Source organism: Bdellovibrio sp. HCB337, assembly GCF_047302465.1.
Lineage (GTDB): Bacteria > Bdellovibrionota > Bdellovibrionia > Bdellovibrionales > Bdellovibrionaceae > JACMRP01.
In genome coordinates, this window is record NZ_CP178621.1 from 1338900 (window position 1) to 1354698 (window position 15799).

Sequence of the window (15799 nt, forward strand, 5' to 3'; positions counted from 1 at the left end):
TACGGTAGTAGACAAGGATTAGACATACAGGCGAGGCTTGGATACCGCAGGTGCCCAAATACGTGTTTGACGGTTGGTTTGGGGCATGTTGCAATTTTCTTGTAACATGACAGGAGAGTGAATGGATTCACACCCTAAAACACCAAGCGTCTACGATTATTTGGATGTTGGATCGTACTTGCAAGACTATTACCGTTTGCGCAAAACTCGCGACAAAAATTTTTCCTATGAGTCATGGGCCCAAGAGCTTGAGTTGAATAGCCGTTCTTTCTTACGTCTTCTAGTGGCAGGAAAAAAGAAAATCAGTCCGCGTTTTATGGAAAATTTTTGCCGCCTGAATTTTGCCACAAAAAATGAAGAGTCTTATTTTTACTATCTTGTAAAATACTCGCAGGCCAGCTCGGGCAAGGACCGTCAACTTTACAGTCAAAAGATGATGCAAATACTCAAACATGAACATAGTGCTCAAATCGTTTCAGAAAAAGTGGACTATGTTTCGGATCCGCTCTTGGTCCGTCTTCTGTCATTATTGTGTTTTTCAGATCTTCGCGGTAATGCGGCGAGATGCGCAAAAATTTTGAAAGTCGAAATGAGCGAGATTGAAGTGGCCCTTTCGAAGCTAGAGGCCATGAAGCTTGCTGAAAAAGTAAAGGTCAATGAAGAGGATGTTTGGGTTGCTCTCAGTGACGTCTTTCATGTTCCGGATGACTATGGCAGTTTTAATTTAATGAGGTTTCACGAAAAAAGTCTTCAGGATGCTGTGGCAGCTTTTAGTCAGCCGCCACAGCTGCGTCGTTATAAAAGCCTTTTTGTACCTCTGAGTGAAGCTGATCTTGAAAAATTCAATCGGGCTTTAGAGGATTTCATAGCAGAGCAATTGCTTCTTTATAATTCTAAGTTCTGCTTAGATACCTATTTGTACCAGGTGAATTTTAACTTTCACCCGGTTACAAGAAAAATGGATTCTGCAGTCCTAGAAGATGAGACAGCAAAGTAAATTTACTTTCTTTCCAAGAGGCAAGAGCCTTTGTTGTCGTCAATGGCCCATCTGATTTCCAATTGGCTGTCATCTTTGCGAGCTATCAACAATTCGTCATTCCACGTTTCAACACTAGGATGTTTGCCAGGAAATGGATGGTTGCTGCGCATACGAAGCTCTGTGCCGCTTGTCTTAAAGTAATAGTACTTCTCTGTGAGTTCGATTTCGGCATTGTTGTAGTAGTCTCCAAAAATAACCGATTTGATTTTAGCTTCGTTAGAAAGAGGCATCGCTAGAGAGTCCTCGTGATAGGCAGAGAAAAGCAATTTGTGATTGGCTTCATCGACTGTGATAGAAACCTCCATTCCTGGATCAAACATTAAATCCAAGAATTTGAAGCGGGCGTTATCAGGTCGGCACGCAGTCACTGTTTTGTAAGTGCCACCTATTTCTGCCGAACCAACAGTTCCACCCGCAAAGCTTGCCACTGAGAAGCTTGTTGCTGTCAAAAACACTGCAATTTTTAAAGAACGCAAAAACATACCTGTCTCCTTGTTTATCAAGAGTTCCAACCTGTCTCGCTGGGCGGTAATTGGAAGATCTAATTTTGTTACTGAAACGAGTTGCAAGGTTGGTACTCGCTTCAAAGCGGATCATTTCTTATAGGCTTTGGTTTTTGTGTCAATATTTTGCTCAGAGAGCGGCGTAAGATTGCAAAGACGGGACAGTGGATACCTCGGGTATCCAAAAAACAATTGACGACGGCAGGGGAATCTCAGGGGCGAATGCCTGCAATAACGGCTATGTTAGTGCAGGCTTTTATTCCATTGATTGTTACAAACGCTGTTTTTAAAGGGCGCTTTGCAAAAGTTCGCGAGAGTTCTTCGAAAGCTTTTCGTGAGAAACAACTCGGCGAATTTGCGAAAGGGCTTTGTCTTTCATATGCGGCGGGAACTTCTTCACGAAGTTGAAGGCCGCGCACAAACGAGCTGCCACTTGTGGATTCTTTTCGTCGATTTTTAAAATCATGTCCGCCAAGAATTCATAAGCCGGGTGATCCGGGCTGTGGAAGATCGCATAGTTTTGTGTGAAAGATCTTAAAAGTGCATAGACGTTGTTTGGATTGTTAATGTTGAAACTTGGATGCTCGGTCAACGACTTCACCACATCAAAAGTATCTCTGCGTGAAGAGAAGGCCTGAGCCGTGAACCACTTATTCAACACCACAGAATCTGTGTGCCATTTTTGATGGAAGTCCTCTAGTGCTTGTTGGCGATAGTGGCTGCCACTGCTTGCCAGAAGTTCCATTGCCACCAACTGATCTGTCATGTTTTTGGCAGTCTGATACTGTTGCACCACGATTTCAGTCATTGAAGGATCATCCAGCTCTTGCAAGAAGCTCAGAGCAATATTTTTGTACAAGCGATGACCGAATACTTTCGGATCGCGGCTCAAAGGCTCGACGTCGTGATACTTGTTGTAGATTTCCGTGAACTTTTGCTTGTGAGCAATCGCCAAAGCATGGCGAATCGCTTTACGAGCGGCAAAGAACGCTGGGGCATCCAAAAGATCTTCTTGTTGTGCTAAGACCACGTCAGAAGGCAATTGCAACATCTGAGCTTTGAAAGACTCAGAAATATTTTCGTCATGCAAAACCTTGCCGATAGCTGCAATAAAGCTTGCGTCGACTTCAAGAGGTTTTGATTGACGGTGATGACCAATCAACTTCGAGAACAGACCCAAAATCACTTTTTGTGCGGCTTCACGACGGTTGAATTCGTCGGTGTCTTTTTCCATCAAAAAGTAAAGGTCTTCAACCTTTGCGTCCCATTTTAAATTTACTGGAGCTGACAAATCACGAAGGATCGACAACACCGGTCTTTCAGGAACAAGTTTAAAAGTGTAAGTGCGAACTTCTTCGCAAAGTTCGATCAATGTTCTGCCATCGCTATTGCGAGTGACGTGTTCGCAGTGAAGCTCCATCTCTTGGCCTTTAGAATTCAACAATCCCAAGAGCAAAGGAATGTGGAACGGCTTTTTATCGGTTTGTCCTGGTGTCGGCGCGCAAGATTGTGCAAGCGTCAGGTGGAATTCTTTCGCGTGGGCATCGTATTTTTCAGAAACGATGACTTCAGGTGTTCCGGATTGGTGATACCAAAGTTTAAACTGGCTAAAATCTTTTTTATTAGGCTCTGCAATCGCTGCTGCAAAATCTTCGGTGGTGACCGCTTGACCATCGTGACGACGGAAGTATTCATCCATACCTTTGCGGAAACCTTTACGGCCCACAATCGTTTGCATCATACGAATAACTTCAGCACCTTTTTCATAAATAGTTGCGGTGAAGAAGTTATCGACAGCCATGCAAGACTCAGGACGCACTGGATGCGAATTCGGACCCGCATCTTCAGGGAACTGACGTTCACGCAAGGAATCGACATCGATAATTCTTTGTACTGAGCGAGAACTCATATCTGCAGAGAACTCTTGATCACGGAAAACCGTGAGACCTTCTTTGAGGCTCAGTTGGAACCAGTTAGAAACTGTCACGCGGTTGCCAGTCCAGTTGTGGAAGTATTCATGCGCGACCACGGACTCAATCGCGTGGAAGTCGCCATCGGTCGCAGACGTCGAGTCCGCCAAAACCAAGCGCGAGTTAAAGACGTTCAGTCCCTTATTCTCCATGGCGCCAGCGTTGAAATCGTCAATAGCCACGATCATGTAGTCATTGAGGTCGTACTCAAGACCAAAGGTATCCTCGTCCCATTTCATGGATTTTTTCAAAGACTCCATAGCATGCCAGCAACGCTCTTGTTTGCCGTGAGCTGCATACACTTCGAGATTCACTTTGCGCCCAGACTTTGTGGTGAAGTGATCACGGATCACACCAAGATCACCCGCAACCAATGCAAAAAGATAACATGGCTTTTTGTGGGGATCGTTCCAAGTCGCTTTGTGGCGACCATTACCAACGTCTTCGACCTTGATGCGATCACCATTAGAAAGAAGAACAGGGTATTTCTTTTTATCGGCTTCGATAGTGACAGAGTATTTTGTCATCACATCGGGACGATCCAAGAAGTAAGTAATCTTACGGAAACCTTGGGCCTCGCATTGTGTACAGAAGATATCACGAGATTTATAAAGGCCTTCTAGCGACGTATTATTCTGAGGGTATAGGCGAGTCTCGATACGAAGTTCGAAAGACTCAGGCACATGAGCGATCTCTAAGCTCTCGGCAGTGACCGTGTACTGTGAAGGGTTCAGTTTTTCGTTATTGATAGAAACAGACACGAGTTCCAAGTCTGTTCCATCTAGGTGCAGGGAGCTCCCACCTTTTACCGTCTTAATTTTGGATGTAGCTACGACCCGACAAAAGTCTTCGTTCAGGTTGAAATCTAGCTGAGTAGACAGAATTTCGAAATGGGGTTTTGTGTAGTCTTTCAGGTAGATCTTTTGGCTTTGTTTCGTCGTCATACAACCTCAGTCCAGATATTTTGTTTACAGCGCCGCCTTTGTCGAGCGTCCTTGACTATGTTCGACAATAAAGTTGGCATAGGGGAATGGGAATCGTTTTTACTTCTATCACTGTTAATACTCCGAATCTAGAAAATATGGTCCGCTTCTACGAGATTCTCGGCTGCGAGTTTAGTAAAGTAAAAGTGAGTATCGGCGGCGAGCTTTACCGCAGTTCTTTAGCTGGTTTTGAGCTTTCTTTGATGTCGATTAAGTCCGCAGCTCCTGCGGCGTATCCAAAGGTTATGATGGGTTTTAGAGTGAATGATTTGGACGCTAAGGTCGAAAAACTGAATTCGATTCCTGGCGTTATCATGATACTGGACCCCACCGACATGCCCGATGGCAAAAAAGCCATTCTGCAAGACCCCGACGGTCATTCTGTAGAGCTTATAGCTCGTTAGAAGCACTTTTTTAGTTAGCCATAAAGCATAAGCCTTGCTATGTCTGCCCAATGACAAGCAGACTCCTATTTATTCTATTTGCGGCAATCCCGCTGACGTCCATGGCCAATAAGCATTTAAGCTCAGGAGAAAATATGAGTGATTCCTATATTTGGTTAGAAGATCGCAATGGTTCAGAGGCAACAAAGTGGGCTCAGAGCGAGAGCGCCATCGCGAAAAAACATTTTGAAAGTGATCCAAGATTTAAGCAAAGCTCGCAAGAGATTCTGAATATTCTGACTTCTAAAGATAAGCTTGCGATGCCTATGATTTACGAAGGCTACGTTTACAATCTTTGGCAGGACGACACTCACAAACGCGGTATTTGGAGAAGAACCACGGTTGCTGAATACAAAAAAACGCAACCAGCTTGGGATATTCTTTTAGATATTGATGCGCTTTCTGAAAAAGAAAACGAAGCGTGGGTTTACAAAGGCGCCGTGCGTATGCCGGGCTACGATCACGTACTGGTTTATCTTTCTCGCAACAATCAAGATGCTTCAGAGGTGCGTGAGTTCTCTTTGTCTAAAAAAGAATTCGTGAAGGGCGGCTTTACTCTTCCTGAGAGCAAAAGCAATATTCAATGGTTTGATGAAAATCGCCTTTTGGTCGGCGCGACATTTACCGAAGATCAAAGAACGGATTCTGGTTACGCTCGTAAAATCTATCTGTGGACACGCGGCGAGGATTTTTCAAAAGCAAAGCTGATTTTTGAAACAAAAAAAGAATATGTCAGTAGTTGGTCTTCGGTGTTTCATAAGCCAGGTGGCGCAACGATTGCGACTGTCGCATACTATGTGAACTACGATCACTTCGAGAGCTTTATTCTGGATAAAAACTTTAATCCGCAGAAAATGCCGATTCCAAAAGATGTTGTTCTTAGCAACGAGTTCAAAGAGCATTTCATTTTTGAAAATCGCAGTGAGTGGAAGGGCCATCCAGCAGGCAGTCTTTTAGCTGTGCCACACTCAGCGATGGGCCTTGCGGATGTTCCTGCCGACCAAGTGAAGGCTGTTTTTACTCCGAAGGATAAGGTTGCTTTCATCAACTCAGGTGATACCGGTGATCGCATGTATTTGATCCTCAGCGAAAACGTGCGCGGTCAGGCCTACGAAGCAAAACTTCAGGCAGATGGTTCTTGGAAACTTGAAAAAGTGTTTAACTCGGACAACAATTTTGAAATTGCGTCAGCGGATCCACACGGCGATACGATCATCTTTTTAGAGGACGGTTTCTTGCAACCACAACGCCTGATGATGAGAGAAGGCACAGCCTCTTTAGAAGTTAAAGAAGCAAAGTCTTATTTCAATGAAGCGCCGTTTGTCACGGAGCAACTCTGGGTCAAGAGCAAAGATGGTACGCAGATTCCTTACACGGTCGTGCGTAAGAAGGATCTCGTTTATGATGGTACGAATCCGACTTTGCTTTATGGTTATGGCGGATTCGTGGTTTCTTTAACTCCATACTACGATGCCATCATGGGTAAAGAGTGGTTGGAGAAAGGCGGCGTCTATGTGCAGGCCAACATCCGCGGTGGCGGTGAGTTCGGTCCCGAGTGGCACAAAGCTGCACTTTTAGAGAATAAGCAAAAATCCTATGACGATTTCATTGCGATTGCAGAAGATTTGATTGCTAGAAAAATCACATCACCTAAGCATTTGGGTATTCAAGGTGGCAGTAATGGTGGTCTGTTGGTAGGTGCCGTCACCATGCAACGTCCGGAGCTTTTCAACGCCGTGGTTTGCCAGATTCCATTGCTGGATATGCTTCGCTATACGAAGCTCCCACCGGGTGCAAGCTGGGCAGGTGAGTACGGAAATCCAGATGATCCGAAGTTCTTCGAGATTATTTCAAAGTACTCTCCGTATCAGAATGTCTCAAAAAACAAAAAATATCCAAAGATCTATTTCCAAACGACTCAAGCCGATGACCGCGTTCATCCGGGCCACGCCAGAAAAATGGCGGCTCGAATGAAAGAATACGGTCACGACTTTTTGTTTTTTGAATCGACAGATGGGGGCCACGGCCGTGGCGGGGTAAAGCCAGAAGATCAATCCCGCGCCAGTGCTTACGTTTACATTTATCTTTATCAGCAATTAGCCAAGTAGCAGGTACTTGGCCAATACGCTCGGGCAGAGTTAAGGTGTTTTCACCGCCTGCTCGAGGTGTTTGTAGAATTCTGTCACCATTTCGCCTTTACCGTTGAAATCCTCGACGTTTTCAGTGGCTTTTTGATATTCCTCTTTGCTGAGAACTTTTTCAAGACTCGGTAGGAATTCTTCCGGATCTACGAGGAACTTTTCACTCTTACGCTCCAAGTAGTAAACGACCTCATCTGGAAAGACCAAAAGGGGAAGTAAAACTTCTTTTTCGTCTACGTAGTCCGCGGATGCAGGACCATTCGTGATAGCTCTTGCGGGATTTACCCGTACTACCATGAGGGCGCCGCCGATGCGCCCTTTGTCAGTATTGAATGGAGCTGCAAAACTTGCTGCGACTCTGAACTTCGGTGTAAAGCTTAGGAAAGCTGAGCCTCTCGGTTCTGCAGCGTGAGCTGTCATCTGATTGCTGAGTAAGGATGCTTGTAAATTCTTAGACTCGGGCTCAAGTCCTCCATTCACCAGACGGCGTGTAGCATAAGATCGCAAGCGGCGATTGTAACTCCCTTGATTGCGAGTGAGCAAAGTCGACATAAACCCTGGGGTCCCGTTGGCAGCTCTGAAAGGCACGTCAGTGTCGTAACTTACACCACGGTACAGAAGTACGGTGTTAGCTGGACTTGGCTTTTGCTCCATAGCGCTCAACCAAGACTTCCACAACATTGCTTCAAAAGGGTCCATCACGGGCCAAGGCAAGTAAGCCTCAATCAGTTTGCGAGCGCCAGTGCGGTCACTGTTGCGAACATAGTCGTCGAGTTTCACTTGAGCTTTATCGAGAGCATCCAAAGTACCAGTTTGCTTTTTCCATGCCTCCCAAGATTTTGCGCGTTCACTAAGATCTTTTTGGCTAAGTGTTTCGTACTTTGTAGTTTCTGACTCAAAGTATTTCTCAATAGGAGCCCGGAATGCCTCCACTTGTTCAGCCGTCAGTGCTCGGTGCGCAAGAGCCATTTTCACCAATAATTTGAAATCGACAATGTATCCGCCCTTAAGCATTGAATGCAAAATCGCCCAACGGCCAACCGAACTTTTACGGGTAGCATTGTAGAGACTTTCAATGAGGGCTGGTCCGTTTTCTGGTGCGTCGATACGCTCTCTAAGCCACTCCAAGAAAACCAAGTCACGAGTTGTTTCAATTTCATTCGTAAGAGAGTCTTTGGAGTAGCTATAGGTAACGACAGCCTTCCCATTGGTAAATTGAACTTGAAGACGGTCCCACAGTTCTGGGCCTACTTGTGAAACTTCTTTTGCCTGATACACAAGGAGTTTCTCGTCCGATTTGAGTCGGTCTATCTTAACCAAGGTCTCCATCGGCCACTTTGCAGTGTCGGCGACGGCTTGTCCCGCGAAGAGAGAGAAGATAAAAATCAACTGTATAAAATAAATAAGTTTCTTCATGAAAACTCCTATTTTGTAAACACACCTGAGCAGAGCGGAGCGTTTAGCTTCGCTTGCTCAATACTTTTAAAGAAATCGATAACCATGACTTTTTTGTTATTGTAAGAATTTTCTGCAGCAACGGCGGCTTTATGTTCTGCAGGTGTAAGAACTTTCTTCAAAGATTCCAAAAGATATTCACTTGTAAAATCAAGATTATGTTTTGCCTCTTCGTAATAGATAATGTCCTCAGGGAAAAGTAAAAGCGGGAGCAAGTGCTCTTGTTCGCCCACGTATCCCGATGAGGCCGGACCATTTGAAATGGCACGTGATGGATGAAGGCGAACCGCCATAAAAGCACCATTAGCGCGTTTTTTAAATATGTTAAACCTGCCCGCAAAATCCAAAGTCGGTTGTACGGACGAAGTAAGACTTAAAAATGCAGATCCAATAGGGTCTTCGGCGTGCGCTTCGAACTGTTTTGAAATCAAAGCAATTTGCGGAATTTTCTTCTCGGTGTCATGAGCAAGGCCACCGTTTGAGACCCGGCGATTTGCATAGGAACGCAAGCGTCGGTTATAGTTACCTTGATTTTTAGTAAGCATAGGGGACATGAAGCCGGGCCTATTGTCTTTCCCATAAAATCTATTGTCTGTGTCGTAATCAACACCACGGAATAAAACGATGCTTTCTTTTGCGGTTGGTTTTTTCTCGAGAGCTTCTAACCAAGACTTCCACATGCGAGTTTCAAAAGGCTCCATCACCGGCCACGGAAGATAAGCTTCAATCAGTTTGCGAGCTCCTGCGCGGTCGTTGTTGCGAACATAGTCGTCGAGTTTCATTTGGGCTTTATCAAGAGCATCGAGAGTGCCTGTTTGTTTTTTCCAAGTCTCCCAATTTTTTTCACGTTGGCGAAGTTCCTTGGTTTGCAAAGTCAGGTATCTTTCTGATTCCTTTGCAATCTCAGTCATAATCTGAGTTTTTAAAGTTTCAAATTCAGCGTCTGGGAAGTTGTCGTATTTTGGAATGAACTCAAAAAAGCCGATGAGGTTTCTTTCAATGATGGCAAGGCCCGAGCCATTGGCAAAGGCGTTTTCCATCATGCCATATAGGAGTCCCCAGCGAGCAGGGGTGCTATTGTGAGTGGCGTTGTATAAAAGTTCGATTCTCTGTGGGATCTCTGAGACGGAGTAGGTCGAGTTACGGAACCAAGTTAAGAAAACCAAGTCGCGGAAAATCTCGCGGTCTTTTTTCAAGGAGTCTTTCGAGTAAAGATAAGAAACGACGGCTTCGCCATTTAAGTATTCAACTTGAATGCGATCCCAAATTTCAGAGCCTACGGACTCTACTTCGCGAGTTTCATAGTGAGCAGGGCCAACGTCATCAAAAGAGGCCTCGGCTTTGCGTACCAAATCCTTGATTGGTAAAGCGTTGGGAGCAGCAAATGCAGAACTCGCTATCAGTAGCAAAAAGAAGATTAATTTTGCGTAGTAGACAAGTCGTTGCACGGGCTCTCCTGGAAGGCGTAATGCCTCAGAAGATATATGTGCAAGTCACGGACCTACTCGGGCCACGGGATAAGAACTTGAATTTGATAGGGATTCTCAGAGTGAGACAGCACCCGGAAACCAAAAACGGCATCCGGGTGTTGGGGGTATCGACACTAAAGAGTCCAAGCCTTTTTAAGACTTGTAAGGCCCTTTGCAGTTGCTGCAAGACGAGCCAAATCATGAACCTTGTCAGCAGACACATCGTGGCTGCGCACTGCTTTTTCGTGGCTTGCTACGCAAACCGGGCAGGCATTCACGATAGAAACAGACAAAGACATCATCTCGAAATCTTTTTTACCACTGACTGGTTTTCCGAGCGAATTCATGCGAAGACCCGCGCGTGCGTAGTCTTGCGCTACAAGCTCAGGAGACAAGAACGAACGGAATTTGTAATACACGTTGTTCATACCCATGATGCCGGCGATCTCTGCTGCTTCTTGTACAACTTCAGGCGCCGTGCCCAAGTCTGTAAGAACAGATTTCGCAAGTGCAACCATCTCTTTGTTTTCAAGCGCAACTGCGATTGAAAGCAAGTTTGTGAAGCGCTCTTGAGGTTCAAGAGGAGAGTCTTCCAAAACTTTTTTGAAGTTCAAAGAAAGGTCTCTGTAAATAGTGGTGGTAGCACCAGGGAATTCTTTTTCAAGGAAAGCATCTACTTTTTCTGCGATGTTACTCATAGTTAACTCCTTTAAAACAAAAGCCCTAAGGTCTGCTGCGAACAGCGGGCCTTAGAGCTTAAAAATTATTTTATAGAGGCTTCTTTCGAAACCTCTATTTTTGGATTAGTCCGGCTATGGGCCGCTGGCCCGTCGCCTCCTCGGCGTGCGCCGAAGACTAACCCAAAGTTTTTTGGCCTTTTTCCCAGTTGCATGGGCAAAGTTCGTCAGTTTGAAGAGCGTCCAAAGTACGAACTACTTCTTTTACGTTACGACCTACAGACAAATCGTTTACTGATACCCAACGGATGATACCTTCTGGGTCAACGATGTAAGTTGCACGAAGAGGAGCGCCGTTAGCTTTAGAAGCGATACCCAAAGTTTGAGTCAAAGACTTGTTGTAGTCAGCGATCATTGGGAAGTGCAAATCTTTAAGATCAGCGTGGTTTTCTCTCCAAGCCAAGTGAGTGAAGTGAGAGTCAGCGCTCAAACCGAACAATTTAGCTTCGCGGTTTGCGAAATCTTTGTGAGCTTTGTTGAACTCAGCGATTTCAGTTGGGCACACGAATGTGAAATCCAATGGCCAGAAGAACATAACAGCCCAAGAGCCTTTGAAGTTTGAGTTGCTGATTTGAGCAAACTCTTTACCTTTTTCGCGAGAAACGCAGGCTTCCAATTTAAACTCTGGGAACTTTTCGCCAATACCTAACATGACATACTCCTTTAACAGTGTGTTGTAGTTAATTTTTTAGTTGGCCTTGATTTGGCCTTTTAAAACAATTTCCATCGAATTCACGACGAACTTGGGAGGCACAGCCATCTCAATAGAAACATCTTTAGTTTCGATATCGTAAAGACTTCCGGATGCCTCATCAAGAAAATGATAGTGATCATGGGTGTTATTATCGTAGATCACTTTTTCAGAGTGGGGGAATTTGAAAATTCTGAGCATTCCAGCATCCACCAAAGTGTTCAGTGTGTTGTACACAGTGGCTTGACTGATCTTCTCAAGATTCTTTTCCGCCCATTCCTTCACTTGCTCAGCCGTCGGATGATCAGCCTCGCACAAAACGTATTTGCAGATGGCGATTCGTTGCAAAGTGGGCTGCACACCAGCCGCAATCAGCTTTGTCTGAATCTCCTCTGTACTTAAACACTCTTTGTGTTTCATGAAGGAACTCCCCATATCGTGAATTCGCGATTTAGAATAATTCTAAACCTGTCATATCGCAAGCTCTAATTTAGAATGATTCTAAACTAAGCGTTAAGTCATTGAAATTAGCGGATTTTAAAGGATACAGAATTGAGAACCTTATTGCTTCCGTCTCGGATCTGAAGACTCATCTTGCGACCTTGCCAGTCGATTTGGGCATAGCCGAAGCTCTCAACTGCGGCCCCTTGGCCCTCAAAAGAAGCGTCATCTTCGGCGGCAGCCGCTGGTTCGTTAATCGGGCTGGCAGTGACTTCAAAGAGCATTCCCCAGTCTTTCACACCGGTTTTTGAAATTGAAGACTGACGGCGATCACCGCTTGCTACAAATAAATTGTTAGCGCCCGTTTTTTTGAGCAAATCAAAAAAGCGCTGACGTTCTTTCGGATAACTTCCCCATTTGTCTGTGCCGTGTTCAGCAGGGATTAACGGAAAGCTTGTCACGATGATACGAACTTGAGCTTGGCGTTTAAGCTGAGCTTCAAACCAATCCCATTGCATGTCTCCGAGGATCGTGGCCTTCGGATCATCTGGAGCTGTTTTGAAAGAACGAGTGTCGAGCATGATGATCTGCACTTGTTTCTTTTTTGGTCCGATGATTTTTGAGTGGTAAATTCCTTTTTGGCCAAAAGAAGTCGAGTTACCAACGTACGTCCAATACTTCACGAAGTCTTTTGCGTTGTAATCTTGGTCATCCCAAGTCGCCATGAACGGAACTTTTTCGCGGAAGGCGCGGTATTCAGGAATCAAATCCATCTTTGCGTAAGCGGCTTTCAAAGATTTTGCGTCTTTACCAGGTTTAACAGAGTCGCCCATGAATAGGAAAAGATCTGGATTGTTCGCAGCAATGCCATTCCAAAGTGGTTGAGGCAAATCTTGGTTTGCACCCGAGCCAAACGCAATCGTACGAATAGTAGCGCCAAAGTCGATTCCACGTGGATGAAGACTTGTATCCGGTTTATCAAGAGACTCTGGTTTTACAGTCGGTTTCGGAGCTGGGGCTTTGGCAACTTCGGCACTTTTGCCATTTTCAGTTTTGGCAGGTGCTGCGGGTGTCGCAGCAGGTGGTGTTGCCGTTCCATTACCAGGAGTTACGGCTGGAGTTGCTGGCTCAGAGGAAGGAGTGCCTTTCAGGTGGGCACAAGAAGTCATCAATAAAAGCGAAGCCAGAACCATTGCTGAAAATTTCATCATCCATCCTTTGATTGATTAAACCAATATTCAATCGAAAGGATGGGGATGAGTCAAAAACTAAACCTTGAGCGTTGCGGCTTACCAGCCAGAATAGCAATAATTTTTAGCAATGCTTGAATCCACATCGCTCACCATGATCAGGCAGCTTTGGTAACTTTGATGAAGTTGTACTTGAACATGAGGAATCACAGTGCCGTCACGAAGGATAATACGAGAAGGTTGAGCCTCGATATCCAAGATGTTCGGGTTGTTGCAAAGCTCTTCGTAAGTCATTTTGTATTCGGTAGCGACGACTTTGATAGCTTTGACGAAACGCTCTTTATGTTCCCATTTCGTGCATAAATTTGCAGCAAAAGAACTAGTTGAAGCCAATAGCGCGATAGCAGCTACGAAATATTTCATGAAGAACTCCTTGTTGTGAAGAAGGAGCAAAGTAGAGAGGAAATCGCACAAGGTAAAGATTTTCGCTCGATCACACGCAAATCGAAAATCAAATGAGTGTGGGGTCGTCTTGTCCTGGAATACATATTGCTGAAGGGAAAGGTTTAGGGCCAAAGTACCACTATCAAAAGGAGTTTTAACATGAAATTTTTTGTGCTTTCCATGCTTGCGTTGACAATGACCTCAGTCGTTTTCGCCAGTGATTCATTTGAAATTGTGAAGGGCGGAACTACGTATAGCTGCGTTGCCAAAGAAGCACCTATCAGCGGTGATGTACGTCAGCTTTGCAGATTCGCTCAGACTGGAAACGGACAGACGATCTATTATCCGAATGGCAGAGTCTTTACTCATAGCGCAGGGAATACGGGAGCCACTTGGTACTATGATAATGGAAATGTGATGACGCATGGGGCGGGGAGCAGAGGCTCAACGTGGTATTATAACAACGGCAAAGTTCTCACCCACTCTGCGGGCAGTGTTGGTGCGACTTGGTACTATAGTAACGGAAGAGTCATTAGCCACTCGATGGGGAGTGCTGGCGCCACGATTTATTACGAAAGCGGTGAGGTTATGACTCACAGTGGGCCTGCGATGAACGAAGATGAGCTTTTGTATCCTTGTGACTACATTAAATAGAAATTAGGGAGTTGTGCGAGGCCAAATTTGAATTCTTTCGTCGAGGGATTTCATCCACGAATCCACCACGAGAAGTTCTTCATAGGCCTTGCCAAACATTTTGGAATTCTTTGAAGCAAGTCGTTGGTATCTTTCCAAAGTTTTTTCAGAGCCTTCAGAGATATAGGCGCGCAAAGCCTCAGAACCAAATTTAGTCAGACCGAAATTTTCAACCACTTGCTGACTAAGGGCGATCGTCTGAGCCAATGTCATGGCTTGGATTTTTGCATTTTCATTCGAGATAACTTCTTGAGCCTTCATCATCGGAATACTTAAGAAGTAGCTGCTGCCGGCAGATTTCACCACGATATTAGTAAATGGTGAGCCTTCCGTGTTTGCTAGGAACGGACCATAGATTTTAGAGTATGCCGTTCTAAGAAGACTGCGTGGGTAAGCAAGGTTATTAAGTCCCTTACGTTGCGCGATCATGAAAAGTGCGTTGGTTTCTGCAAAGGACTCGGCACGGTGGACGGCCCAAGGATCTGTTTCGGCCTCATACATTTCAGGCAAATACTTTTGATCCAAGCAATGAGAAAGCTCGTGATAAATCGTAAAAAGCTGAAGCTCTTCAGACGTCATCAGAGTTGCAGCCTTTTGAATGTCGAAGTTTTTAAAAAGCTGAGGTTGATCATCAGCTCCGATAATCGTTTTAATTTCTTTGATATGATCTGGTTCGACATCCGTTGGCAGAACTAAGCAAAGACGCATTTTGTGGTGGATATTATCCACGAAAAACGGCATCGCAGAAGCGCCACGCACAGGCTCTGTCGCATAAGAAATAAGTTCTGTAGCGTCTGCTGGGTTCATTTTGTAATTAAAGCGAGAATAAATATACATCATCAGCGCTTTGATGAGTTCACGCTCTTGCTCGCCTTGGTTCAGGCTTTTGTCGATCTTCAAGGATTTGATATACGCATTCAGGTCGGCTTTATCTAAAACAAGGATAGGGTAATCTTGAGAGCGACCATAGGTCTTATTCAGCTCCGCAATTTCGCTGCTAATAGAAAAAGCCGAGGCATTTAACGATAGAAATAGAATAAGAGTGCTTAAGAGAGTTTTCATCATAAGCATAGAGTAGCAATTCAAAGACCACGTCTATGACAATAGGGTTTTATTGAGGACAGATAGGTGTCGAAGAAGTGGACGCTAGGGCAGCCTAGGTCATTCTTGGGCTTACTTTGCTTGGCTGAGATCAAAGCGTTGGAGGACTTTGTTGTGATCGATCGTAAAGGCCACCAGGGTCTCATCGTAGGCCATCAAACACAGCACACGATAGGCGTCTTTTTCAAAATAAGGCTTCGCTTCAGAAGGAAGTTTCGAGGCAATTTCCACGGGTACTTGATCGAGAGAATAGTAGAATTTCCCGCGTAATTGCCCTTCGGGCGAGTAGCCTATTTTTGCATGATCTGCTGAATATTCTTTAAACTCAGCATAGAAGGCTTGTTCTGCTGTGTAGAAAGACGAGAGCTGAGTCTTTGCCTCAGACTCACGAGCCTTCGCCATATATTCGCGGAAAAATTCGTAAATGCCTAAGCGAAAAACGGCGCCAAGGAGTAGTAAGATTAAAACTCCTTTAAGGACCATTTTTGCTTTTGTCATC

General features: G+C 44.9%; 15 protein-coding genes. 4 read left to right on the plus strand and 11 right to left on the minus strand.

The genetic code is table 11. From position 1 onward, the window contains the following. Positions 1-121: 121 nt before the first annotated feature. The gene (locus ACLWBB_RS06495) at positions 122-997 is read left to right on the plus strand and encodes a TIGR02147 family protein (RefSeq protein WP_413290799.1); all 876 of its coding nucleotides are present in this window, start codon (positions 122-124) and stop codon (positions 995-997) included. A gap of 2 nt (positions 998-999) precedes the next feature. On the opposite strand, the gene ACLWBB_RS06500 is transcribed toward ACLWBB_RS06495, so the two are convergent. Together ACLWBB_RS06500 and pepN are read right to left on the minus strand one after the other, a co-directional pair. Next, on the minus strand, positions 1000-1521 hold the full coding sequence (locus ACLWBB_RS06500; RefSeq protein WP_413290800.1) for a hypothetical protein: 522 nt from the start codon (positions 1519-1521) through the stop codon (positions 1000-1002). Between the two features lie 307 nt (positions 1522-1828). Next, the gene (gene pepN, locus ACLWBB_RS06505; protein ID WP_413290801.1) at positions 1829-4456 is read right to left on the minus strand and encodes an aminopeptidase N; all 2628 of its coding nucleotides are present in this window, start codon (positions 4454-4456) and stop codon (positions 1829-1831) included. Between the two features lie 86 nt (positions 4457-4542). Between pepN and ACLWBB_RS06510 the strand changes: the two genes are divergently transcribed. Together ACLWBB_RS06510 and ACLWBB_RS06515 are read left to right on the plus strand one after the other, a co-directional pair. Beyond that, positions 4543-4899, plus strand: a complete 357-nt coding sequence (locus tag ACLWBB_RS06510; protein ID WP_413290802.1) for a VOC family protein — start codon at positions 4543-4545, stop codon at positions 4897-4899. 134 nt (positions 4900-5033) lie between these two features. Next, positions 5034-7046 (plus strand): prolyl oligopeptidase family serine peptidase, encoded by a 2013-nt coding sequence (locus ACLWBB_RS06515; RefSeq protein ID WP_413290803.1) that lies wholly within the window; start codon positions 5034-5036, stop codon positions 7044-7046. A 30-nt stretch (positions 7047-7076) separates the two neighbouring features. On the opposite strand, the gene ACLWBB_RS06520 is transcribed toward ACLWBB_RS06515, so the two are convergent. The 7 genes from ACLWBB_RS06520 to ACLWBB_RS06550 all read right to left on the minus strand — a co-directional run bounded on the left by ACLWBB_RS06520 (position 7077) and on the right by ACLWBB_RS06550 (position 13485). After that, entirely contained in the window at positions 7077-8495 is a 1419-nt protein-coding gene (locus ACLWBB_RS06520; RefSeq protein WP_413290804.1) for a hypothetical protein, read from the minus strand. An 8-nt stretch (positions 8496-8503) separates the two neighbouring features. Next, entirely contained in the window at positions 8504-9982 is a 1479-nt protein-coding gene (locus tag ACLWBB_RS06525; RefSeq protein WP_413290805.1) for a hypothetical protein, read from the minus strand. Positions 9983-10137: 155 nt separating this feature from the next. Continuing rightward, complete coding sequence (locus ACLWBB_RS06530; protein ID WP_413290806.1) at positions 10138-10701, minus strand: carboxymuconolactone decarboxylase family protein; 564 nt, start codon at positions 10699-10701, stop codon at positions 10138-10140. A gap of 157 nt (positions 10702-10858) precedes the next feature. Continuing rightward, positions 10859-11392 (minus strand): peroxiredoxin, encoded by a 534-nt coding sequence (locus tag ACLWBB_RS06535; protein ID WP_413290807.1) that lies wholly within the window; start codon positions 11390-11392, stop codon positions 10859-10861. A 36-nt stretch (positions 11393-11428) separates the two neighbouring features. Beyond that, the gene (locus tag ACLWBB_RS06540) at positions 11429-11866 is read right to left on the minus strand and encodes a Fur family transcriptional regulator (protein WP_413290808.1); all 438 of its coding nucleotides are present in this window, start codon (positions 11864-11866) and stop codon (positions 11429-11431) included. Positions 11867-11958: 92 nt separating this feature from the next. Next, the gene (locus ACLWBB_RS06545; RefSeq protein ID WP_413290809.1) at positions 11959-13083 is read right to left on the minus strand and encodes an alkaline phosphatase D family protein; all 1125 of its coding nucleotides are present in this window, start codon (positions 13081-13083) and stop codon (positions 11959-11961) included. Between the two features lie 78 nt (positions 13084-13161). After that, the gene (locus tag ACLWBB_RS06550) at positions 13162-13485 is read right to left on the minus strand and encodes a hypothetical protein (RefSeq protein ID WP_413290810.1); all 324 of its coding nucleotides are present in this window, start codon (positions 13483-13485) and stop codon (positions 13162-13164) included. Between the two features lie 180 nt (positions 13486-13665). On the opposite strand from ACLWBB_RS06550, the gene ACLWBB_RS06555 reads away from it, so the two are divergent. Further along, entirely contained in the window at positions 13666-14160 is a 495-nt protein-coding gene (locus ACLWBB_RS06555; protein WP_413290811.1) for a hypothetical protein, read from the plus strand. Between the two features lie 3 nt (positions 14161-14163). On the opposite strand, the gene ACLWBB_RS06560 is transcribed toward ACLWBB_RS06555, so the two are convergent. After that, on the minus strand, positions 14164-15264 hold the full coding sequence (locus ACLWBB_RS06560) for a hypothetical protein (RefSeq protein ID WP_413290812.1): 1101 nt from the start codon (positions 15262-15264) through the stop codon (positions 14164-14166). 108 nt (positions 15265-15372) lie between these two features. Then, on the minus strand, positions 15373-15798 hold the full coding sequence (locus ACLWBB_RS06565) for a hypothetical protein (protein ID WP_413290813.1): 426 nt from the start codon (positions 15796-15798) through the stop codon (positions 15373-15375). Position 15799 lies beyond the last annotated feature (1 nt).

Coding starts and splice junctions, on each gene's coding strand:
- ACLWBB_RS06495 (WP_413290799.1), top strand. CDS start 122: ATGGATTCACACCCTAAAACACCAAGCGTCTACGATTATTTGGATGTT.
- ACLWBB_RS06500 (WP_413290800.1), bottom strand. CDS start 1,521: ATGTTTTTGCGTTCTTTAAAAATTGCAGTGTTTTTGACAGCAACAAGC.
- pepN (WP_413290801.1), bottom strand. CDS start 4,456: ATGACGACGAAACAAAGCCAAAAGATCTACCTGAAAGACTACACAAAA.
- ACLWBB_RS06510 (WP_413290802.1), top strand. CDS start 4,543: ATGGGAATCGTTTTTACTTCTATCACTGTTAATACTCCGAATCTAGAA.
- ACLWBB_RS06515 (WP_413290803.1), top strand. CDS start 5,034: ATGAGTGATTCCTATATTTGGTTAGAAGATCGCAATGGTTCAGAGGCA.
- ACLWBB_RS06520 (WP_413290804.1), bottom strand. CDS start 8,495: ATGAAGAAACTTATTTATTTTATACAGTTGATTTTTATCTTCTCTCTC.
- ACLWBB_RS06530 (WP_413290806.1), bottom strand. CDS start 10,701: ATGAGTAACATCGCAGAAAAAGTAGATGCTTTCCTTGAAAAAGAATTC.
- ACLWBB_RS06535 (WP_413290807.1), bottom strand. CDS start 11,392: ATGTTAGGTATTGGCGAAAAGTTCCCAGAGTTTAAATTGGAAGCCTGC.
- ACLWBB_RS06540 (WP_413290808.1), bottom strand. CDS start 11,866: ATGGGGAGTTCCTTCATGAAACACAAAGAGTGTTTAAGTACAGAGGAG.
- ACLWBB_RS06545 (WP_413290809.1), bottom strand. CDS start 13,083: ATGATGAAATTTTCAGCAATGGTTCTGGCTTCGCTTTTATTGATGACT.
- ACLWBB_RS06550 (WP_413290810.1), bottom strand. CDS start 13,485: ATGAAATATTTCGTAGCTGCTATCGCGCTATTGGCTTCAACTAGTTCT.
- ACLWBB_RS06555 (WP_413290811.1), top strand. CDS start 13,666: ATGAAATTTTTTGTGCTTTCCATGCTTGCGTTGACAATGACCTCAGTC.
- ACLWBB_RS06560 (WP_413290812.1), bottom strand. CDS start 15,264: ATGATGAAAACTCTCTTAAGCACTCTTATTCTATTTCTATCGTTAAAT.
- ACLWBB_RS06565 (WP_413290813.1), bottom strand. CDS start 15,798: ATGACAAAAGCAAAAATGGTCCTTAAAGGAGTTTTAATCTTACTACTC.